Origin of the sequence: Siphonobacter sp. BAB-5385, assembly GCF_002261125.1 — a bacterium.
GTDB lineage: Bacteria > Bacteroidota > Bacteroidia > Cytophagales > Spirosomataceae > Siphonobacter.
Genome location: NZ_NMPS01000235.1, coordinates 1 through 23703, shown reverse-complemented (window position 1 = coordinate 23703; position 23703 = coordinate 1). Strand labels below are relative to the sequence as shown.

Here is a 23703-nt window from a genome sequence, read left to right as displayed (position 1 = left end):
ATGATGACTTCATAGTTTAGCAGTAACGCATGGAAAGATAAAATTGAACTAGGTAGGGATCAGGTGGGCAAAATTGAGTTTTGGGGTAGGCGTAATCTAAGTAAATATACTCAAAAAAACAAAGCTAACAGGATATCTTCAATCCCATGCATAGTTTATTATTTCTAGCTCAATCGAGAAAACAAACCAGTTCTTAAGCAAAGTCATAAACCTTTACCATTATAATAAATCTTTATTCACTTCACCTCTTACTTAGCCATATTCTTTAAACTGATTGTATAGGTCTGATTTGTGCACTATTTCATCAATTTCCGGATAGAAGCCCCTTGACTGCACTGCAAGCACTTCCCGCTTGTTCAAACATCCCTCAATAATATCTAATTTGGGACTTAAAATGGTACTAAACTTTATTAAAATTAGATACCGTATTAGGTACCTAAAAAGGTATCTAATACGGTGTGATTAATCGTTCATTGCAATATGACTTTATGTACTGAACAAAGTATCCAATCAGGTATTAACTTATAATATAGATAGTACCTGATCAAGTACTTAAATAGATACTTCAGTAAACATTATATATCTCTAACTTTAGCACAACTTATGTATTTAGAAGATACCATTATAAGTACCAAATTTGGTACTTATATTCCAACTCATACAGTATCTGACTAAGTACCATACTTGGTACTTAATATAGTTCCAATTTAGTTTTTGCTTAAATACAATTGTTTATACTATTTGAAGTCTCAAATTAGGTACTTATATTAGTCCCCATTATAACACCTTGATAAGTGCTAAATCAAGTACTTTTATAGGTACTAAAATATTAATATAAATCATTAAATCTCAACTATATATGATACTAACGGTAGGAGGGACAAAAGGAGGTTCAGGTAAGACAACTTTGGCAACAAATATTGCTATTTATCTCGCAAAAGAAGGCCGAAGTGTAATGTTAGTTGATGCCGATGAGCAGGGGTCCTCAAGTCAGTTTTTTGAAATACGTTCAGAAAATCTAGCTGATGAATCGGCGGGGTATACTTGCGTTCAGGTAAGTGGGAGTAATGTACATTCACGCTTGAAGGATTTTGCTAAACGTTACGACGATGTGATTGTTGATACCGGTGGTAGAGATACTACTGCTCAGCGTTCGTCATTACTAGCTTCCGATGCCTTCTTGATTCCACTGGTTCCTTCTGCTTACGATATTTGGACGGCTAGTATTGTAAACGGAATTGTCAAAGAGACGAAGCTTTATAATCCCTACTTAAAGAGTTTTTGTGTACTCAACCGCGTACCGCATACTTCTTCTCAGAACCATTTAGAAGATTGTAAAAACATCATTCATCAGATGGACAATCTGACTCTACTGGAAGATATACTTACGTCCCGGGCCATCTATGGACATTCTGCGACAGCAGGTCTAAGCATCTACGAGATGCCGAAAAACTCCAGTCAGGCTGCCGTATTGGAATTTGATAAAATGATCACCCGACTTCTTAACCAAATTACTGATTCTACTAACGTTGAAAAACAATCTCTGAATCATGGCTAAAACACAACCCCTACGACTCCCAAAATCACTTACGCCGCAGGTGAATAAATCGAGTGCGGTGGATGCCGTTGAAATCAATGAGCAGGCTTTGGCTTTTATAAATAAGGGTGGAGCAGTAGCTAGTGATCCAGCGTTGATAGAAAAGAAAAATGCAGAAGTAGATCCAAACCAAGTTAAAGGCATTAGTATCCCATTGACGGTGGGTCAACTCGAAGAAATCAAGGAGATCTGTGCGAAGAACAAACGCCCGAATAGAAAAAAAATGTCTATCCGGGAATATATTCAGGAAGCTATTGACGCTCAGCTGCGTAAGGATCGAAATCAAAAGAAGTAACAATTAATCCAACTTCGCACCCAGTTGATCCGCTTGGCTTTGCAACTGGGTGCGGATACCATTCCAGATAGCAGAATGGCGATCCTTAAAGTATTGTAATTTAAAGGTATACATCATTCCACTATTACTGGCTTTGAAGTAATCGTAAAGCGTTTCGGCAGTAAGACGTTCTTTATCAAAATTTTGAATGGACATAGATACGATTATCGTTTTATCCGTTTGCTTTCTCAATTGTTCAACGTAATCAAGGAAATCCAAAGCATTCTCTCGGACAGACAATAAATTGTTACAAGCTTCATTCATCCGTTCGTAATACTCTTCCATTAAATCATCCGTCTGCTGCTTGAGATTTTTTGACGTTAAGGGTAGAGTAGGGCTAGGCATAGCTTCTGTCGCAGGAACTGATCTAGGCAGTGTATAGGTTGCCACAGTAGGTTTTACTTCATCCTGCTCAACAAGTTCCTTATTCTTCATCAAACTATCCATATAGAAATAGGGCTTGCGAATCATTCCCTGTTTTATATATCGGAGGCCGACTTTAATTCGAAAATTAACGTGTTCACGGCCATAGAGTTGTATCCAGTTATCAAATTGAGACCTGGTGATTTTATAGTTGCGAATTTCCTCAAATAACTCGTCTTTAATGTCCTCTGTAGGAACTCTGCTCGTCTCCGGCAAAATGGGTTCTAGTCGATGATGAGCATTATGCTTATGACTGACTTCAAAAGTCACGTCCTGGACAAGCCTCTTTCTTTTTGTTTCAGTAACGGAATGAATGGTTATGTCAGTAAACTCATTTATTTCATAAACCCAGTTGTTCAGAACCTGTCTGAGATTTCCATATTTGCGATAAGAATCTTCCGGGATACTTAATATGAAGCGTAGCTGCTCTAAGGTATAGGTGACAAAGCGGTGATTTTGTCGCGATTGATGTTTAAGCACCATATACAGTTTAATGCTGTAAGGAGACCCTAAATGATTGAGGTACTGGCGATTGATAGTTAGAAACTCACTTTTTAAATCCAGAATAAATGGCAATAAATCGGGATGAAAACGCGTGAGGAAATGCAGATCGTCGGTTTCAAAACGAGGCTCAGCGGTTTTGTCGATAATAGAAACATAAAACGTGTAAGGCTTTCCGTCGAGTGTTCCAGGAAACTTAATTTGCCGGGTCATCAGTGACAACGCTGCTTCTTTCAAAGTTTTGTAGTGATAGCCGGCATTCGTCAGGTGACACTCTTGAATGATGTCAGATACTGAAATACGCAGGAGCTCTTTGCCCGTGGATTCTCGATCCACCATAGTAAGCATTTTGAAAAACACTCGGTATTCGTGAATGCTCAAATTCATTTGGGCTTCGACAATTCCGGCCCGACCTGCCTTCATAACTACTGTTTCCCGCAGCGGGGCATTGACAATCTTAAGCTCCGTATTCATGTTACCAAACTAAATAAAGTGCTGAGTCGAGTAATTGACGTGCCGAAAGATATAATTGACGTGCTGAAATAAATAATGTTAGTGCCGAAATAAATAATATTAGTGCCGAGACGTTTGTAAAAATCTGATATTTAGATAGTTATGAGCACTCAAAATATAGATCAAAAAAGATTAAAAAAAGATCAAAATGATCAGATCACGTAGTTTTTAGTGCTGAATATTACAAATAGTGCGTTGCTATCTTAATTTGACCTTTTTAAACGTTAAATGTGGACATTTCGGCACTAAAAACTACGTGAAATCTCAAAATGCCATTATATGCATTTTATTATTATATCGTTATAGTAACGTTTTTATAATTTTAAAAATGAGTTTCTTATAGGGTGAAAACCGAAGTATTATTTGGATGAAAGGTTTCTGTATCGGTTTCTCCGAAATCACTGCCATTATACGCAAGGAAGAGACGAATATCTTTATCAGACAAGCAGAACATAAATAAAGGGAAACTATTTCAAAAGATATGACAAAGTATTTTTTGAAATAGTTTCTTTTAGTTTTGAACCATTTGTACATACGGCATCAATATGAAAGCACTTATTCAACAAAGTGTTACCTCAAGCTATGGATTCTGATCGTAGGAAATGATTACTAGAATTGAAAGTCCTCCGGAAAGACGATGACATGATTGAATTGAGCGTATGACGATATCTGAGTATTACTGAAATGTATGTTGATAGCGAGCCTTTACAAGATTTTCAAGATCGCTTCTAGCCCTATCCAGTTAAAGAGCAAGTAGTAGCCTATGAAGCCGGAGGGAAGGATAGCTATCCGTTCTTTGCTATGCAAGTTTATCTCATTGATCCAGCCGGTCACGTTGGCGTTGAAATACGTATAGAAGAAAGGCATGCTATTAGGGAAGAAGCAAAGGAAAAAGTAAAGTTGGAGATCAAGCTGAGTGCCCTATCCCGTTTTAAAAGGAGCTAATGCCATTAGCAACCAAGGTAGAGGTATGAATACAAGCCTTATTTAATATTTTTCATCTATTATGTTAAAAAATGCCCGCTTTTTGACTAAAAATATACCCTTTTGACTGCTTTTATATGCTCTATTTTGCAATATAACAATTTATTATTTCACCATTTCAATAACGCTTATCACCTTGGCTTTTAGGTCTGCTTGCAAAGCTGGTCGGATTCATCTAATCAGCTTTTAGGTTGGCAAAACTTCCCTGCGAAGTCCCAATCCATTGATTCTTACCTTATTTCTCACCTGTTTTATTCGTATGAAGAACTCTAGACCTCTCTTTTTGTGGGGCTTGCTGGCGTGCCTATGGACCTTTCAGTCGCTGGCTCAGGCACCTCAACTCCCTACCCGGGCTACGCTCAGTCAAAGCCTGCTTTCCAACCGCTCGTTTGTGAATGCTTCTCAGGTAGACACAGTAGTGAAATTTCATCCCTTAAGCGTCGCGTATACGCTGGAAATCGCCGCTAAAGTGAATTCAGCTACGGGTCGCGGACTCGATATGGAAGCCCGCAATTCTGAACTCAAGGGTTTTCGCTTATCCCTGAACCCTACGCAGCTCCAATCAACCGCTTCGCTCGCCAATGCAGCAACGTTGTCTACTAGTCAGAACAGTCAGCAACAGCTCATTCGGGTTGCTGTCAGCAATGGTCAGGCTCACATTTATCAAAACGGTACTTTTCTGCAAACTCAGCCTTTATCCGTGATCAGGGATATCGTGAATGGACAGGAAGTGAATGATGCCGCTGGTTACAACGAGATTGGCGACAATCTCATTGCAAACTGGGCCGGTACTACTCCTAACAACCTGGGTTCGCCCAGTGACTACGGTTGGGTTTTGTCGAATGTGGCGACTGGCGTAACTATTTTTAATCGAGCAAATGCTAGCAGTGGTTCTCGTTTCATGGATGCCTCCAATCATTCTCAAAACTACAATAGTGTTAAGTATCAGGGAAGAATTTTTTACGTGCGAACCGATAATGATGCCATTAAGGACGCTCTGTATGCCTATCCAGTAAATCTGGAGGCCAATACGACCTATAATTTTACGATGCTGTCATCTTACCTCAATAATGCAACGGGGGGAAGGAATATCACCGTTGGTATTGGGAAAACAACAAAGTTGGCGGATCGTTACTCCAGCCGGGTCATTTCGACCCAGGGACAGAACGCACTCAAGAAGGACAATTTCGTTTTTACGTCCAGAGAAGCCGGAACTTATTACCTAACGTTAACGGGCGATCGGGCCTTATATTCTGTTGCTGAGCTACAGATCAAAAAAGTAGAAATTCAGTCCCGATTTATCTTTGGTAAGAACTATCCAACTGGAGCAGTGGATATGGAAATCAGCTCTGTTACCTACGAAGAAGGAGCTTTTGCTCCCACTTCCACTGTACCCCAGCCCATGCAGACGGTGAACTTGACAGACCGCGTGGTGAAGGCATCGACGACTTTCAATACGAAGTGGGTTATTCCGGGAGCCACCGATTTTCACCTGACGGCAGAAAATACGCCCTTTGTCAATTCAACGATTGAACTTCAATCCGATGAGGCCTGGGTCTTTTTTGATAACATCAGACCTGCTCAGGTAATTGCCAATTATCTGGATAAAATCACTATCAATGGTGCGTCGGCGGCTAATAATCCTTCGGTACGGGTAGCCATCTATGGCAACGGAACGGTTGTGATTCCCAATGGAAACCAGACTTCACAGGCGGCTTTACAAGCATTTACGCAGGAAAACCTGCAGGGAACCAACCGCACGTTTGCCATTGAAACCTACCACAACAAACTCGATACTTTCGATAATGCCATTAAGTCGTTCAAGCTCAAACGTGGCTATATGGCTACGCTGGCTACCAATGCCGACGGATCAGGCTTCAGCCGGGTGTTTATCGCTAACGATGCCGATCTCGTGATTAATAACCTGCCCGAAGCCCTGAACGCAACAACCTCCTTCATTCGGGTGTTCAAGTGGGACTGGATCAGTAAAAAAGGCAAAGCGGGCTGGAGTCCCGACAAAATCAACGCTACATGGTACTACGACTGGAATATTGGGGGAGCCCCGGCTGCCAACTATGATTATACGATTATCCGTCAAAATGCCGGCTGGCCCTCCTGGGAAGCAATTCGATCAAAACCCATGGCCAATCACCTGTTAGGCTTCAATGAACCAGATCGCCCCGATCAGGCCAACATGACGGTAGAAGAAGCCATTCGTCAGTGGCCCGAAATGATGAAGTCCGGGCATCGGATTGGCTCCCCGGCTCCGGCTTCTCCGGGCAATTCCTGGATTACCAATTTCATGAGCAAGTGTAATGAACTCAATTACCGGGTTGATTTTGTGGCCATTCACTGTTACTGGGGCGGGCAAACGCCACAGCAATGGTACAGCCAGCTCAAGAGTATCTACGACCGGGTAAAACGCCCGCTCTGGATTACGGAGTGGAACAATGGAGCCAACTGGACAACCGAAGCCTGGCCAGATGATCAAAATGCTCAGTTCCAGAAGCAGTATAACGATATGATCGGTATTCTGAACGTATTGGATACGACTTCTTTCGTGGAGCGTTATGCTATTTATGACTGGGTTCAGAACAAGCGGGCGATGGTGCTAGGCGACACGCTGACTCCGGCAGGTAAGTACTACGCCGCCAATAAGTCTGACTTAGCCTTTGATCCCCGGTACGAATACATCCATACCTGGAAGTTGTCTTCCCCGCAGCTTTACAGTGCGGTCAATGCCGATAATAACCGTAAGGTTACCCTAAGCTGGAATGATTTGAATGGTGAACTGGGTTCCAAGTACGTACTGGAACGAAAGATTGATGGTACCGACGCCGATTTTGTAAGTGTACAGGAATTCACAGGCTATGCCCCAGGTGACCGAATGACGTTTGAGGACGATGTGCGTACCAAAACTACGTACCGAATCAAAGCCTACAGTCGATCAGGCACCCAGACGGTCAATTCCACCACGCTCGACGTTATTAGTGACGCGAGTCCACAAGCTCCTACCAATCTGGCCGGAGAGGTAATTTCTGCGTCCCGCATCAAACTTACCTGGATGGCTCCAGCTACCCTGACTCGCGGGTATAATCTTAAGCGTTCGCTAAGCCCAGAAGGACCGTTTACGACCGTCGCAGAACAACTAATGGCCCGGGAATTTACCAATGAGAACCTAACTCCGGCAACGACCTATTACTACGTAGTCACTTCGCTTAACTCCGCCGGTGAAAGTCCGGCCTCTACGGTACTTTCCATCGCAACTCCCGCTCTGGTCGCTCCGTCTGGCGTCGGCAATCCACGCGTAGCTTCGAGCGATGCTAAAGCTATATTAACCTGGGACTTTGCGTATGATGTAACCTATGACATTTTACGTTCTGAAGAGGCCAATGGCACGTTCAATCCAATTGCAACGCAGATAAATGCCGTTCGCTATGAGGATATAAACCGCCAAAACGGGAAGACGTACTATTACAAAGTGGTGGCTCGTAACGCCGAAGGATCAAGCCCGGCTTCTGAGCTACTAACGGCCACACCTAAGGCAGGGCAGCATGTACATCTGAGCTTTAACGAAAATACGGGCATAGCAGCCTACGACGATTGGGGAGGCTACCATGCTCAACTCAAAGACGGAGCTACCTGGACCGACGGTGTCATTGCTCCGAACGACATAGTTACCCGGGCCACGACGGCCGATGGCAAAAATACGGCGGTAGCCCTTTCCAGTACGGGCCGCTCTTATCTGGAGCTTCAACCGGGCGTCGTAAGTACCCTATCCAATTTCACAATAGCTACCTGGGTTAAATTACCTGCTAATTTGGCTAATAACACGCGTTTATTCGACTTCGGTACGGGTACAGGAACGTTCATGATTCTGGTTCCCAAGGCTCGGGTGGTTGACAATGTGGCACAATCCCGCTACAAAATCATGTATCCTGGTGGGAACTACGATGTATACTTCCCCAACTCCATTCCTACGGATCAATGGGTGCACCTGGCCCTGACGCAGCAGGGGACTACCTTCAAATTTTTCGTAAATGGAAATCTGGTATTTACTGATCAGAGTGCTACGGTGAAACCCATGGACATGGGCGTGACGAACCGAAATTACCTGGGACGTTCTCAATGGCCCAACGACCCTTACAGCGATCACGTCTATGATGATTTCAAAATCTTCAACACGGCTTTAGCTGATAATGACGTCAATGCGTTAGCCAATGAGCGTTCGCTGCCAGTTACGCTGGTTTCTTTTGAAGGAAAAGCTGCCAATGAAGGTAATTACCTGACTTGGCGGACAGCTCAGGAGCTGAATAACGATCATTTCGTTCTGGAACGCTCGCTGGATACACCCAGAAACTTCCAGGCCATTGCCCGCATCAAAGGACAAGGCACGACGGCCCGGCCGAGTGACTACCAGTACTTCGATACACAGGCTCAGGGACGCATGGCCTACTATCAGCTGGTACAGAAGGATACCGATGGCAAGACGAACATTAGTCGCATGATTGCCGTTGACAACCGAACGTTACGGCAGCTGAAAGCCTATCCCAACCCGGTTGCGGATGTGCTGACGGTTGAGCTACCCGATCGTACGCTTTCTTCAGTAAAGGTTCGACTGCTAAACACGGCAGGACAGGTCGTTTATGAACATCCTAATTACCGGCCCAAAGAAGGTACCGTTCAACTGGATATGAGTCGGCTTCCGTTGGGTGTCTATCACCTACTGTTAACGGATGTCAACGAAAGCTATCATGTCAACGTCATTAAGAAATAACGTGTAGTAGAAGTGCTTAATGAAAGGCGGCGTACGTTCCGGGATGGGATATACGCCGCCTCTCATTTAAGGAGTATCGTCCGATGAAGTGAAGGACCCTTCGCGGTGCTGACGGACATAATCCGACGGGGACATTTGATAGACCCGCTGGAAAGACTTGCGAAAATTCTTGGGATCTTCTACGCCAACCATATACGCAATTTCAGAGATGCGGTAAGAGCTGGTAGCCAGCAACTGAGCTGCTCGCTTCATCCGTACATCGCGGATGAATTCAATCACAGACTGCCCCGTAATACTCTTCATGCGGCGATAAAACACGGACTGACTCATGCTCATGGCATCCAGTAAGTCCTGAACGGAAAAATCACCATCCATCAGGTGATCCTCCACGATTCGCATGGCCTTCTCCAGAAATTCCTTGTCTGCATTAGGAATAATCACCTCAGAGGGTTGCAGCAAAATCTGTCGATGGTAGTACTCTTTCAGTCGCGTGCGGGCTTGCAGCAAGCCGTCCAAACGGGCCAGTAACACCTGCGGTTTAAACGGTTTGGCGATGTACTCATCCGCACCCATAGACAGCCCCTCCAGCTCTTCGACTACCGTACTGCGAGCCGTTAGCATCACAATGGGCAGGTAAGCCAGTTTGGGCGATTGTCTGATTTTCTTGCACAGTTCAATACCGTTCATTTCGGGCATCATCACATCCGTCAGTACGAGATCAAATGTCTGATCCTGCAACAACACAAGAGCTTGAAGTCCATGCTCGGCAACTGTCAGGGCATAGCTGGACAAAAGCTGCTGGAGATACTGTTGCACATCTTTATCATCTTCGACAATCAAAATTCTGAAGTCCGTACCAGCCGCGGGTATCAGCTCATGGGGAAGAACCTCTTCCTCGTAGACAAACACCGGCGGTGGACTGACCATGACTTCGGGTTGACATAACGGCAATGCTACGACAAACCGCGTGCCTTCTTCGGGCTGACTTTCTACGCTGATCTGGCCCTGGTGTAATGCTACCATACTTTTAACCAGAGCAACCCGATTCCTGTTCCCTTTACCGGGAATGAACCTGACTGATGAGCTTGGTAATAAGGGTCGAAAATGCGATCCAGTTCCTCAGGAGCGATGCCATACCCCGTGTCTTCCACTACGATATGCACGTGTTGTTCCTGCTCTAGCGTTACCACAAGGCGGATCGTCTCGCCCGCTGGCGTAAATTTCAGGGCATTAGAAAGCAGGTTGGAAATAACCGTTTCCATTTTGGCTGGATCAAAGGCCATGAACAATTCGGAATGGCTACTTTCGAATCGATAGTTGATTTGCTGCTCCTCGGCTCTAAAGCTAAACAGCACAAACAGTTCCTTCAAAAAAGCAACGATATCTGCCCGTTGAGCCTGTAGCTTTGCGTTGCCACTTTCCGTTTTTCGGAAATCCAGGAGTTCGTTGACCAGATTATTGAGTTTCTGAGCCTGCCGATGCACTAACAGCAGTTGCTCCCGGCGGGCCATTTCGGCAGTCTTTCCCTGCATCAGTTCTTCAACGGGCCCCATAATGAGCGTTAATGGCGTACGTAACTCGTGCGAAACCTGAGTGAAGAAATTCAGTTTTAAATCCGTTAACTCCTTCTCTTTTTGGTACAGAATCTCCTTGAGATGCACCTCATTTTTGAGTTTTTGCTGGTGAAGGGTCACTTTTCGGTACAGTAGTAAAGCCAGCAGTAATACCCCCGTGTACAGCAGGTACGCCCAGGGACTCTGGTACCAGGGCGGAAGAATGTTAAAAACCAATACGGCCGCTTTTTCCGACCAGATGCCGTCTGCGTTGCGAGCTTTTACCTCGAAGCGATACGTTCCAGCGGGCAGATTCGTAAAACTCACCAGACGCTGACCCGGCGTAGTTTGTATCCAGTCGGCATTAAAACCAACTAGCCGGTATTTGTATTGATGCTTGGAAGGACTGATGTAATCCAGGCCCACAAATTCGATAGAAAAATCATTTTCTGCGTGACTAATCTCAATGTGTGGGTGTTCGTCCAGCGGTTTGTCAATCAGAACCCGACCATGCAAGGTGTCGCCTACGCCTACATGCTGATTGTGAATGCGGAGTCCCGTAATTCGCACCAGTGGAGCAATACGGTTCTGGGTAAGCAGCGATGGTTTGAAAAAGGTAATGCCATTCGCTCCACCCCAGTACAACGTCTGATCCGCCCCCCGGAAGGCGGCACCTACTTTGAAAGAATTACTTTGCAAGCCATCCGTCACATCGTAGTGAATGACCTGCCGGGATACGGGATCAAAATCGTATAGCCCTTCGCCGCCGATCCATACGTGGCCCTTTTCATCCAGCAGAATACTTTCTACGTCCGTTTCGGACACCTGAGCTAACCACCTTTGCATCTGTCCGGTGGACAGGTTTAGCTGGTGTAATCCTCCGCCAATCGTTCCAATCCAGAGATTCCCTTTGGTATCCTTTTGCAGGGGCCAGGCGTAGTTTACCTGCAGGGAATGAACATCTGCCGGGTCATGCACATACTGTTTTTGTACCCGCAGTGAATCCTGATCAAGCTGACACTGCAACACACCATTGTCGCGGGTACTGATCCAAAGGGTTTTCTCATCGGCCAACAGGCACGTCAGACGATTGGTCGGCAGGCTGTTATTTTGTGGATGATAATGGGCGAGTAAATTACCATTCAGAGAATACCGATACAGGCCCCGGTTATAGGTTGCTACCCAAATGGTATGAAACGGGTCTTCAGCGATGCTTTCAATACTGGTGATGGTCCAGGGACGATCTTTGGAAGGATTCGCTATCGCCTGAAAACCCGTTTCTCCTATGTTTTTCTTCCATAACCCACCATAGCGGGTGCCTGCCCATATACTTCCATTGCTGGCTTTGTACAGCGTCGAAACGTCCATCCCGTTCATGTTGGCGGGTAAACTCAGGAAATTCCGATAGGTTTGGCTGGAGCGGTTATACTGGGATATACCGTTTCGAGTACCAATCCAGAGCATGTCCTGATCACTGATCACAGCATTTATGTAATTACTGGAAAGTGTAGGGCTTTGCGAGGCCAGCCGATGCAGATGATGAAAAGGCTTGGAACGCAGGTTGAGTTTATTGATTCCACCCGCAGAGGCCGCTAACCAGAGGTTATGAAAGCGATCTTCATAAATCTCATGAATTCGGCTGGAATTGATACTGTGTTCGTTGGCGTCTTCGGGTAAGAAAGTTTCCCCTGAATCCTGCGGTACCGGTGGCGTCTGCTTCGAGGCAGCGGCAAATTTCAAGTAGTGTAAACCCTGGTTTGTTCCCACCCACAACTGCCCGAACGAATCTCTGTATACACTTCCGATTCCTTCGAAGGGCCCTGCAATAACCTGTGGCTGCAGGGATTTACCGGCCAGGTTTAGCCAGTACACACGCGTATCGTCTGCAAACCAGAGATTAGCCTGCTGGTCCAGATACAGACCGCGAACGTTGGCAATTGGAAGTGCAACAAAAGGTTCCGCCTGGCCAGAGGCCAGTTTAGAAGGTATGGTGTAGTACCAGAGACCTCCGCCCAGAGCACCAATCCAGAGGCGACCCTGCGTGTCGAGAGTCAGCTTTTCAATGGCCCAATTGCCTCCCTGGTTTGGAATCTTGATCTGTTCGAGCGTTTCGATGATTCCCGACTGATCGACGCGTACACCCAGTACGCCCCCTTGCCGCGTACCTACCCATACGGTACCCCGTTTGTCAATGGCCAGGGTTCGTATGTCCGTTAGCAATGTATAGCGTTCCGGATCAATCGTGGGTCCGGGTTTTACTTTCCGAAATTGATCCGTCGAGGCATCATAATAATACAGACTCATGCCTTCTCCGCCGGTCCATAACCTGCCGTCGGCACCGATTCGTAAACTTCGAATTCGATTACTGAACGTTGTTCCCGTCTGCTCCTGGGGCAGCGTGTATTTCTTCAGTCGGTACCCGTCGTACTGATCGATACCCTTGTTGGTGCCTATCCATAAAAATCCTTTATGATCTTCTATCACGGTCATGGCATCGCTGTGCGATAAACCCTCATTGACCGTAATATGCTCAAATCGATACTTGAGTGATTGCCCCATCAGGAGGCAGTTGCTTAGCCAAGCGAAAAGTAGCAGGCAGGCGAAAAGCCGATACATGCGTGAGAAAAGGTGCAGAAGTGATGTGATTAGGTAATGCTGATTCATTCCAGAGGGGATTCTTTCACGCAGATGCAGGATTATACCCTGTTTTAGACGAAAAATGCCCCTACATACCCCCAAGCTATTCAATAGTTTTGAACTATTCAAATGATTTGTTGGATTAAAAATCCTCCAAATCGAGACTATCCCAAAACTTATGCTATCCGTATTGACGCGTTTCTGGAAAAGAGACCGCTTGTTATTGCCCCGCCCTCCTCCGGATTTTTTCACCATTACTACCCGTTCCGGGTGATTTTTCTGCTTGATCTGTGTAACCTGCTATGCTAATGAGATTACTTGTACCCCCTCTTTTCCTGTCTGTTTTGCTGCTTGGCGTCAGTGGGCCGACAGTGCTCTGGGCTCAAACCGTTAAGCCCGTAAAAGTCGCTACGGATACCGTTACGTTTGTAACGCCCCTGCTCATTGATGAAAACGGTGAACCCATGGTTGGGTTGACACTAATCAATCGCAACCAGAAGATTTCAAAAACCACCGATGCCAATGGCAGTTGCTCGCTGGCCGGAGCTAAAAACGAAGTACTGGAAGTCCGGGCATTAGGTTCCCTGGTGAATACGTACGTCCTTTCGGACGATCGTTTCCCCACCATTACCGTCAGTACTAAACACCCGGCGGTCCAGCGTCTCAAACCTGTACGTCTGCTTAACAATACACAGATGCAGTCTGACCTCACGGCAGCATCTACGCAGACGGTCTACAACAATGACCTGACCAAAATGCCGGTGGCTTCTTTTCTGAATGCCCTGCCAGGCCGGTTTGCGGGGCTAGGGAGCATCCAGGGTTCGGGTGAACCCGGTAGCGACGGTACCGCTCTGTCGCTGCGTAATCAGGGACCGCTCGTGGTCATTGACGGGATCCCACGGAATATCACCGTTTTTGATCTCGAAGAAATTGAATCCGTAACCGTATTAAAAGATGCCCTGGCAACAGCCATGCTGGGCGTACGTTCTTCAAATGGCGTATTGCTGGTGAACACGCGTAAAGGTTTTGCCAGCCGCCCCCGAATCTCGTTTACCGCTCAGACGGCCGTTCAGCAACCCCTTCGCCAGCCTAAAACGCTGGGTTCATACGATTACGCCCGCCTCTACAATGAAGCCCTGACCAACGACGGCTTACCGGAGGCTTATACCCAGCAGGATCTGGAAGGGTATCGGAGCAGGAGCGACCCCTTCCGTTATCCCGATGTAGACTGGCGGAAACAGGTACTCAAACCGTCCTCGCGGATGGATCGCTATACCTTTAGTGCCAGTGGAGGTAACAGTTTTTCCCGGTATTTTGTATCGCTTGAACACCTGAACCAAACGGGTCTGCTCCGAACCAGCGACATCAACACCTATAATACCAATAATGATTTCAAAGTATACACGGTTCGCTCCAATGTCGATCTGAATCTAAACTCAAAACTCAGTGCAGGTATCCATCTATTTGGCCGGATTCTGAATTCCAATGACGCGGGTTATGTTATTCCAAACACCAATACTACCGGAACCTCTTCCATTTTCAGTGCTCTGATTAATACACCTAACAATGCGTATCCCATCTACAATCCCAACGGCACGTATGGCGGTACAACGCAGTTTCAAAATAATATCTGGGCTCAGGCCATCGGATCAGGTTATCGGCAAAATTATCAGCGGGACATGCTGGCTGATTTCTACCTGAAACGTACCCTGGATGAAGTAACAAAAGGATTATGGATTCGGGCAACGGGGTCATATTATGCTACGCTTTCGGAAAATATTGCCCGCAATAAAACTTTTGCTGTCTTCCAGCAAACGGCAGCCGATGTATACCAGCAATTTGGCGTAAACGGTGACCAGGCAAACAACAACGGTATTGATTTTCAGTCTCGGGCCGACTATCTCGAACTGGCCCTGGGTTATGACCGGGCGTTCGGTCAGCACGGCATTCAGGCGATCGTTTTAGGCAACCGGGACAATGCCGTAGGCGGATCGGATTTACCGTATACGATTACGGGAACTTCAGGCCGTTTCTCTTACAATTACAGCGGTAAATACATTGCAGAAGCTTCGTTTGCAGTAAATGGGTCGAATCGGTATCCCGAAGATGGTCGTACTCGGGTAGGTTTCTTCCCGGCATTTGGTCTGGGCTGGAATCTTAGCAAGGAAGAATTCATGAAATCCCTCACCTGGCTTACGCACCTGAAAGCCTTTGCTTCGGTGGGTAAAACGGGTAATGACCGGCCCGGATACTTCCGGTACATTCAGACGTATTTCGATAGTCCGAGTGTATTTTTTGGTACCGGAGCGGGTTCTAATACGGCGATTACCGAGCAACCCCTGGCCAATTACAATATCACCTGGGAAAAAGCAAACAAACTCAATGCCGGACTTCAGGGTGGTTTGTGGGAGAACCGATTGGGCTTTACGCTGGAATATTACCAAATGAATTACTACGATCTGTTGATGCGGAGAGGCCGGAACAGCAGCATCCTGGGTAATACGTTTCCAGAAGAAAACATTGGCCGCAACCGCTATCGGGGCTGGGAGCTACAGCTGAACTATCAGAGAACCCACAAACAGCTGAGCTATTACGTCAATGCGATGGTAGGTGTTCAATACTCCAAATCTGTCTACTCCGACGAGGTGTTCCGCGAATATTCCTGGATGCAACGTACAGGGCAGCCCGTTAATCAACGATTTGGCTACATCGCCGAAGGATTGTTCCAGTCAGCGACAGAAATCCAGTCGGCTGCGACCATCATCGGGTATACCCCTCAGCCAGGCGACATTAAGTATCGTGATTTAAATCAGGATGGCATCATCAATCAGCTGGATATGGCTCCCATTGGCCGTACCAAACCGCAGGTTCCGTTTGGAGTGGGAGCGGGCCTTACTTGGAAGTCCTTTGATCTGACCCTTTTACTTCAGGGGGCCCTCAACCGGGACATATACCTGTCAGGCAACAGTGAATGGGCCTTTCAGAATAATGGTTTTGGACCGGCTTTCGAACCACACCTGGACCGCTGGACACCCGGAAATCCCGGAGCTTCCTACCCCCGCCTGAACGTAGGATCGAACGTCAACAACTTCGAAACTTCTTCGTACTGGGTTCGTAATGGCGATTACCTGCGTATCAAAAACCTAGAAATCGGCTATAGCCTCCCTACAACGCTCATTGACCGGATCCGGGTAAAATCACTGCGGGTATTTGCCAGTGGTACGAACCTCCTTACCCTTAATTCCATGCAACGTATTGATCCGGAGGCTTATAATGGTGCCTACCCCCTGCAGCGGCTTTTTAATCTCGGCATCAACTTAAAACTCTAGCCTACCCTTATGAAAATCGTTTCTATTTTAGGTACAGGTCTTTTACTTGCTGTTTTTCTACAAAGTTGCTCCCGCGTGGAAACTGAGCCCCGGGACTGGATCAGGGATGAACTAGTTTGGGATGATCAGGACCGTCTTGCCACGGTAGCTCAGTTTAATCTGAACGATCTGTATAACTATCTACCTTCGGGATTTAATCGGATTGGCAGTGGACCGGGAGACTTTCTCGATGCCGCTACCGATGATGCCATCCCTTCGCGGAATAACCGGGTGGTTCGGTTTTACGCCAACGGCTTCATCAATCCCATCAACAACCCGGATCCCTACTGGGCAAACAGCTACGCCGGAATCCGCCGGGCAAATATTTTTCTGGCCAATATTGATAAAGTTCCAGCTACGGCCCAAAGTATCCTGACCTGGAAATCGGAGGCCCGTTTCATTCGTGCCATGCTTTATGCAGAATTGCTGAAACGTTACGGCGGGATCCCACTGGTCGGTGACCGCATTTTTACAATTTCCGATGATTTGTCCCTGCCCCGCAATACCTACCGGGAATGCCTGGAGTACATTGTGAGCGAATGCGATGCTCTGAAGAGTACACTCCGGCAGGAACCAATTTCCGATACCGAATGGGGCCGGATTCCCCGCGGTGCTGCTCTGGCTCTGAAAGCACGGGTTTTGCTGTACGCAGCCAGTCCGCTTTTTAACGGTGGAGCCAGTTCAGAACTCACGGGTTTCACTACAACGGATGTTTCCCGCTGGCAGCGAGCACTGGATGCGAACCAGGAGCTGATCGACCTGAAGTACTACGCCCTTCAGACTAGCTTCAATAACATCTTTACGGTTAAGAAAAATGCGGAGGTTATTCTGGCTAAACAGTCCGGTAATTCCACCAGTCTGGAAAGCTGGAATGCCCCGATCGGCTATGGTACACCCGCTGCCAGTCAGGGCGTGACGAGTCCTACGCAGAATCTGGTGGATGCTTTCCCGATGGACAATGGGCTGGCCATTACTGATCCGACTTCCGGTTACGACCCGACAAATCCGTATATCAATCGGGATTCCCGCTTTGATCTCACCGTATTCTATAATGGCAAACGCTGGCTCCAGCGGGCGGTGGAAACTTTTGATGGCGGTCGGGACCGGCCGGGTGGAAACCTCGTGCAAACGCAGACGGGCTATTACTTACGCAAGTTCATGGCGGACTTTGCCAATAACACCAGCTATACCAATCAGAGCCATAACTTCATTTACTTCCGTTACGCAGAAACGCTGCTCAACCAGGCGGAAATTCTCAATGAACTGGGGCGTACGCAGGAAGCCGTAGATGCACTGATGCTGATTCGTAAACGAGCCGCCATTAAACCCGGCACCAACAGTCGTTATGGAATCAAGGCAGGAATCAGTAAGGATGAATTGCGGGCCCTGATTCAGAACGAACGCCGCATCGAACTGGCGTTTGAAGAACACCGCTTCTGGGACGTTCGCCGCTGGAAACTAGCGGAGACGTTGTTCAATCAGCCCTTGCGAGGCATGCGAATTACTCAGGTGTCCTCCGGACGTTTCAGCTACACTCCTACGCAGGTGACGACCATTTCTTTCCAGCCCAGGCTCTATCTGATGCCGCTTCCTTACGAGGAAATTACCAAAAATCTCAATCTGCTTCAAAACCCTGGCTGGTAAGCTTTTCAACTGTACTTCTATGAAAAAGATCTATTGGCTTTTATTGCCGCTTTTACTTTTGAGTCTACCGGGCTTTTGCCAGGATAGAATCATTAAGGGCACAGTTTCTGACAAAAATGAAGCACTCCCCGGAGTTTCCATTTACGAGAAAGGTGTACCTACCAACGGAACCACGACCGACGCTAACGGAAATTTCCGTCTGACTATCAAAGGGAGTGCCAGCATACTCGTCATTCGCTCCATCGGCTACAAGCTCGCGGAAGAACAGGTAGGTAGCCGGACCACGATCAACGTTACCCTTGAATCGGAAGAGCAGGGGCTTAATGAAGTAATCGTCGTTGGTTTTGGCGAACAAAAGAAAATTACCCTGACCGGAGCCGTGAGTATGGTAAGTGGAAAGGAAATCCGGGAAAATCCCTCGGCCAGTCTCCAGAATACGCTGGCAGGACGTCTGCCGGGCTTTTTCTCCCAACAACCTTCCGGCCGACCCGGAGCGGATGGAGCCGACTTCTATATTCGCGGAGTTAGCTCATACAACGGAAATAACCGACCACTGATCATCGTGGACGACATTGAATATTCCTACGAACAGTTTGCCCGCCTCGACCCCAATGAGATCGAAAACCTGTCTATTCTGAAAGATGCCTCTACCACGGCCATTTACGGGGTACGCGGAGCCAACGGGGTCGTCGTCGTCTCCACCCGGCGGGGGAAAGAAGGACCAGCGAAGATTTCCGTCCGGATCGAAAGCAGTTTAACGCAGCCCACAAAAATCCCGCAGTATCTGGATGCCTATGAATCGGCCCGGCTGTATAATCAGGCTCAGATCAACGACAACAATGCCAACCCGAATCCGAATTTCAGGCCCCGTTTTTCGCAGGAAGATCTGGAGCTATTCCGCAACGGCAATGATCCCTATGGCCACCCGAATATCAATTGGAAGGATGTCCTGTTCAAGAAATTCAGCGAGCAGTACCGGGGCAACCTGGATCTTTCCGGTGGTACCGAGCGGGTCAAGTATTTTGTATCGCTGGGGTATCTCTATCAGAATGGAATGCTAAAAGATTTCGGAGCGGGCCAGGGGGTCAATAATAATTACTACCAGCAGCGGTATAACTATCGGTCAAACCTGGACATGAAAGTGACGAAAACGCTGGACATCCGGATGAACCTGTTTGGCAACTTTGCCCAGGTAAACGTGCCCCGTGTCGGGAGTCCGTTTGGTTACAATGACCTCTTTTACGACTACAGCAGTTTTGCGACGTTGGCTCCTTTTGCGTATCCACTCTATAACCCCGATGGTTCGTACGGCTATAGTACCTGGATTCGAAACGAAAACCCCAACTACAACGTCAACAACGTCATTGGCCGGCTGAATTATTACGGGTATGACCGGAATAATGAAAGCAATATGAACGTAGTAGCCGAAGCTACGCAAAAGCTCGATTTCATCACCAAAGGGTTGAGCATTCGCGGCCGGGTGGCCTATACCAGCAACTACTACTACACGCGTAGTATGACGCGGGATCAGTTTCCGTCGTTCATTTACGATCCGGTCAATGATTCCTACGAACCTCGCGACCCCAACGTTTTTCGGGTTCGTCGTTTCTTCCTGGGGTATTCGCCTCGCAGTACCAGCCGCGTGCTGAACGTTCAGGCTTATCTGAATTACGACCGGACGTTCGGCAAGCACCACGTTGCGGGCTTAGCCTTACTGAACCGCAACTCAAATACGGCCGCCAGTAGCAATGCTATTTACAATTTCATTCCCAGTAACTTCCGGGGGTATTCCGGACGAATTAGCTACGACTACGATCAGAAATACCTTTTTCAGGTTAATGCGGGCTACAATGGTTCGGATCGCTTTATTGGCAGCAACCGATATGGTTTGTTTCCGGCAGTATCCGCCGGATGGGTTTTATCGGAGGAGCCCTTCTTCAAAAGCAACGTACCTTTCGTCGATCTGCTTAAATTCCGTGCTTCCTATGGGTTAGTAGGAAACGACGCTTTGGGTAGTAATTTCAGCTACTACTATCAGCAGAATTATGGAATTGGCAACGGCGTAGTTCCGACTGACTTTGGCTATTCAAGCAATCAGTACCAAAGTATTTTTGAAGGATCCCTCGCCAATGAACAGGTAAGCTGGGAGAAAGAAAAGAAACTTGACCTGGCCGTTGAATTTGCTTTCTGGAAAAACCGTATTACGGGTTCCGTCAACTACTTCGACAACAATCGTTTTGATATCCTCACCGTACGGGGAACGGTCTCGTCCATCTTTGGGCAGGGTTTACCGCCTGTTAACCTGGGTCGCGTCAATAACCGGGGTATTGAACTTGAATTTGGTTTTGAAGATAAGATCGGGTCGAACTTCAGCTATTTCGTGCGAGGCAACTATTCCCTAGCCAAGAACAAGATTCTGTTCATGGATGAACCTGCCTCTCAGTATTCCTACCAGAATTACACGGGCAAAAGTATCGGCCAGATCCGGGTATATCAGGCCATTGGTTTCTACAAGGATCAGGCTGATATTGACGCTAGTCCCACCACCAGCGTCCGAGCCTTACCGGGCGATCTAAAGTACGCGGATTTGAACGGCGATGGCGTCATTAATTCTTTTGACATGTCCGTAACGGGGTATCCCAACGTTCCTAACACCACATACGGGATCAATTTGGGTGGTCGTTACAAAAACATCAGCTTCAGTTTTCTTTTTCAGGGTTCCCGCAATTTCAATGTCCGTGGTGTTGCGGAATCCATCCGTCCCTTTGCCTCCAACCTTACGGCTGTTCATCAGCAGGCCTGGACGCCCGAACTGGGGGATGAAGCCAAATTCCCGCGTTTATCACTGCTGGGTGGCCTGAGTGATCCGCTTAGCTATCCGTCAACTTTCTGGCATATTTCCGGAAATTTCCTGCGGCTCAGAACTGCTCAGATCGGCTATAATCTCCCCGTGGCATTCACACAGAAACTGGGCATTCCGGAAATGCGGATTTACGCAAATGGTTCGAACCTGTTCACGTTCACCAAACTCAACCGACTGTATGAATTCGATCCTGAGATTAACTCCGGTACAGATCGGGTCAGCTACCCTCCTCAACGTTTGATTAACCTGGGCATTAGTGCCACTTTCTAGGAAGCATTAATCCCGTCCAACATATTGGTACGTATGAAAACTCTGAAAATTACAGGCTTAGCGATTGCTCTCCTGGCGGGAATTTCGGCCTGCCAGCAGGCCGACGATTTCCTTGAACCTAAAACCAGTGCCCTTGACGAGACGCTCGTTTTCCAGGACAGTCTCCGAACCATGGCTTTTGTTAACCGGATTTACGGTGATATCGGCTTTAGTTTCAACAAAGGTCGCTGGAGTTCGCACGGCAATAGTGAGCAGGCCACCGACGATGCCGAATATAAGTACTCGGGGGTTGGGCAAACGGCCGTTATTCTCTACAGTGGTACGCTTAGCCCGTTGAACTTTCCTTTTGGTGAATACTGGTCGTTACCTTACGCCAACATCCGCCGGGTGAATCTTCTGCTTACCAAACTCAGCAGCACGCCGCTTTCGCCCGCGTTGCAACGGCGGGTAACGGCCGAGGTTCGCTTTCTTCGGGCTTACTATTACTACAACCTGCTGACGGTTTTTGGTGGCGTACCACTGATTGGCGATAAGGTATTCGAGATCAACGATTTCATTGATCTGCCCCGAAATTCTTATCAGGAGTGTGTGGATTATGTCGTCAGCGAACTCGACGCTGCGGCTCAGGTACTGCCCAGCGTTGCCCAGTACTCGGAAGAAAACTACGGCCGTGCGACCAGAGGAGCCTGTCTGGCCTTGAAGTCGCGTATGCTTTTGTATGCTGCGAGCCCACTCTTTAATGGTTCAGCGGAGACGCAAAATGCTACCCTGGCATCCATTGTTAGCTATCCTACGTATCAGGCTAGCCACTGGCAACGGGCTGCTGATGCGGCAGAGGCGGTCATTGCTTCGGGGCAGTATAGCTTGATGGAAGACAATACCACGGCGGATGGTTACGGGTTTTATCAGGTCTTTTTGAAACGGGTAAATCCGGAGTACATCTTCTTCCAGAACCGCCCGGCTAACCGGGATATGGAGGGCTTTTACAACATGCCTACCCGGGGTGGCCAGAACAACTCGTACCCTACGCATAGCCTAGTTCAGTCGTTTCCCATGAAGAACGGAAAAGCAATCACCGATCCGACTTCCGGCTACGACCCTACGAAGCCTTACGACAACCGCGATCCGCGGCTGGGTTATTCCATCGTCTTTAACGAATCCCTATATTTTCTGCCTTCTGCGAATGCGTTGAGACCCGTCTATACCTACGAGGGAGCCCCTTCGGACGGCTATACGTATTCGGGGCAAATGACCGGCTATTTTGCTCGTAAGATGTGCGATGTAAATGTTTCTGCCAATAGTAGTTTCACCACCGAACGCGGCTGGCCGTTACTTCGCTACGCGGAAATTCTGCTTAATTACGCCGAAGCCATTACTGAAGCCGGTAAGCCGGAACTAGCCTATCCCAAGCTGATAGCCCTTCGTAAACGAGCGGGTATTACGCCCGGTGCCGACCAATTGTACGGACTGAAAGCGAACATGACCCAGGCAGAAATGCGGGAGCTTATCCGCAATGAGCGACGCATTGAACTGGCTTTTGAGGATCATCGCTGGAATGACATTCGCCGCTGGAAAATCGCCATGTCGGTTAACAATGGGTTCAATACCCGAATCCGAATTGTAAGATCCGGCACGAATTATACCTATGAAGTTACGAACTCCATTCGTCGGCATAATTTCCGTCCGGAAATGTACCTATTACCGATTCCCGACGGAGAAATCCGGAAAATGCCCGCTTCTCTGCAGAATCCGGGTTGGTAATGAATATTAAAGTAGAAGCCCGTGCCTAGAAATGTAGGCACGGGCTTCTACTTTAATTGGATTTTTATTAAATGCTCTTGAAACTCCGTACGCTTTTTTATAGGATTAAACAATTATTTACGACCAACGCTCGGCGACAAAACGTCTAGGATTTACTATGGCAGGAGGTAACTGTAAAAGAGAAACAGTATAGGCATGTGGTCAAAACTTGTAGCCCTCTAATCAGTAATTTATATTCAACTCAACGATACGTTTTTTCTTTTTATTCTATATAGAAGGTGTTTTACTAATTTTCCATTGTGATCTTTTTATACCTACTATGGTTGATTTGAAACAGATTCGCGTAATGGAGACTAGTGTTAAGGCTCCATAGTAGTCTTGACGTTACGACTTTATTAGCTTATCATAACGTTTGATTCTACAACAGGTTTAAAGTATGAAATCTTGTTAACCGAACATGCCTTTAATAGATAATATA

10 protein-coding genes are annotated in these 23703 nt (G+C 47.2%); 7 read left to right on the top strand and 3 right to left on the bottom strand.

Annotated features, from left to right (window positions below):
* Window positions 1-859 precede the first annotated feature (859 nt).
* Window positions 860-1558, top strand: coding sequence for an AAA family ATPase (locus tag BWI93_RS25190; RefSeq protein ID WP_094816576.1), 699 nt, complete (start codon window positions 860-862; stop codon window positions 1556-1558).
* Window positions 1551-1892, top strand: coding sequence for a hypothetical protein (locus BWI93_RS25185; RefSeq protein ID WP_094816574.1), 342 nt, complete (start codon window positions 1551-1553; stop codon window positions 1890-1892). The genes BWI93_RS25190 and BWI93_RS25185 overlap by 8 nt, the downstream gene beginning before the upstream one ends.
* 3 nt (window positions 1893-1895) lie before the next feature.
* On the opposite strand, the gene BWI93_RS25180 is transcribed toward BWI93_RS25185, so the two are convergent.
* The gene (locus BWI93_RS25180) at window positions 1896-3329 is read right to left on the bottom strand and encodes a replication initiation protein (protein ID WP_094816572.1); all 1434 of its coding nucleotides are present in this window, start codon (window positions 3327-3329) and stop codon (window positions 1896-1898) included.
* A gap of 1282 nt (window positions 3330-4611) precedes the next feature.
* Here BWI93_RS25180 and BWI93_RS25170 point away from each other — a divergent pair.
* Window positions 4612-9129, top strand: a complete 4518-nt coding sequence (locus BWI93_RS25170) for a glycosyl hydrolase (RefSeq protein WP_141217598.1) — start codon at window positions 4612-4614, stop codon at window positions 9127-9129.
* Window positions 9130-9195: 66 nt separating this feature from the next.
* Here BWI93_RS25170 and BWI93_RS25165 read toward each other — a convergent pair whose 3' ends face one another.
* Window positions 9196-10152 carry a response regulator gene (locus BWI93_RS25165; protein WP_094816566.1) on the bottom strand — a complete coding sequence of 319 codons (957 nt, stop codon included), beginning with the start codon at window positions 10150-10152 and terminating at the stop codon, window positions 9196-9198.
* On the bottom strand, window positions 10146-13298 hold the full coding sequence (locus tag BWI93_RS25160; protein WP_176454334.1) for a triple tyrosine motif-containing protein: 3153 nt from the start codon (window positions 13296-13298) through the stop codon (window positions 10146-10148). Before BWI93_RS25160 ends, BWI93_RS25165 begins: the two co-directional genes overlap by 7 nt.
* A gap of 329 nt (window positions 13299-13627) precedes the next feature.
* Here BWI93_RS25160 and BWI93_RS25155 point away from each other — a divergent pair, with 329 nt between their 5' ends.
* The 4 genes from BWI93_RS25155 (at window position 13628) to BWI93_RS25140 (ending at window position 23225) form a co-directional block, all read left to right on the top strand.
* On the top strand, window positions 13628-16648 hold the full coding sequence (locus tag BWI93_RS25155) for a SusC/RagA family TonB-linked outer membrane protein (RefSeq protein ID WP_176454333.1): 3021 nt from the start codon (window positions 13628-13630) through the stop codon (window positions 16646-16648).
* 75 nt (window positions 16649-16723) lie between these two features.
* Window positions 16724-18331: a RagB/SusD family nutrient uptake outer membrane protein gene (locus BWI93_RS25150; protein WP_217902348.1), complete on the top strand. Its 1608-nt coding sequence runs from the start codon at window positions 16724-16726 to the stop codon at window positions 18329-18331.
* 19 nt (window positions 18332-18350) lie between these two features.
* Window positions 18351-21464: a TonB-dependent receptor gene (locus tag BWI93_RS25145; protein WP_094816558.1), complete on the top strand. Its 3114-nt coding sequence runs from the start codon at window positions 18351-18353 to the stop codon at window positions 21462-21464.
* Window positions 21465-21497: 33 nt separating this feature from the next.
* Window positions 21498-23225, top strand: coding sequence for a RagB/SusD family nutrient uptake outer membrane protein (locus BWI93_RS25140; RefSeq protein ID WP_094816556.1), 1728 nt, complete (start codon window positions 21498-21500; stop codon window positions 23223-23225).
* The last annotated feature ends 478 nt before the right edge of the window (window positions 23226-23703 follow it).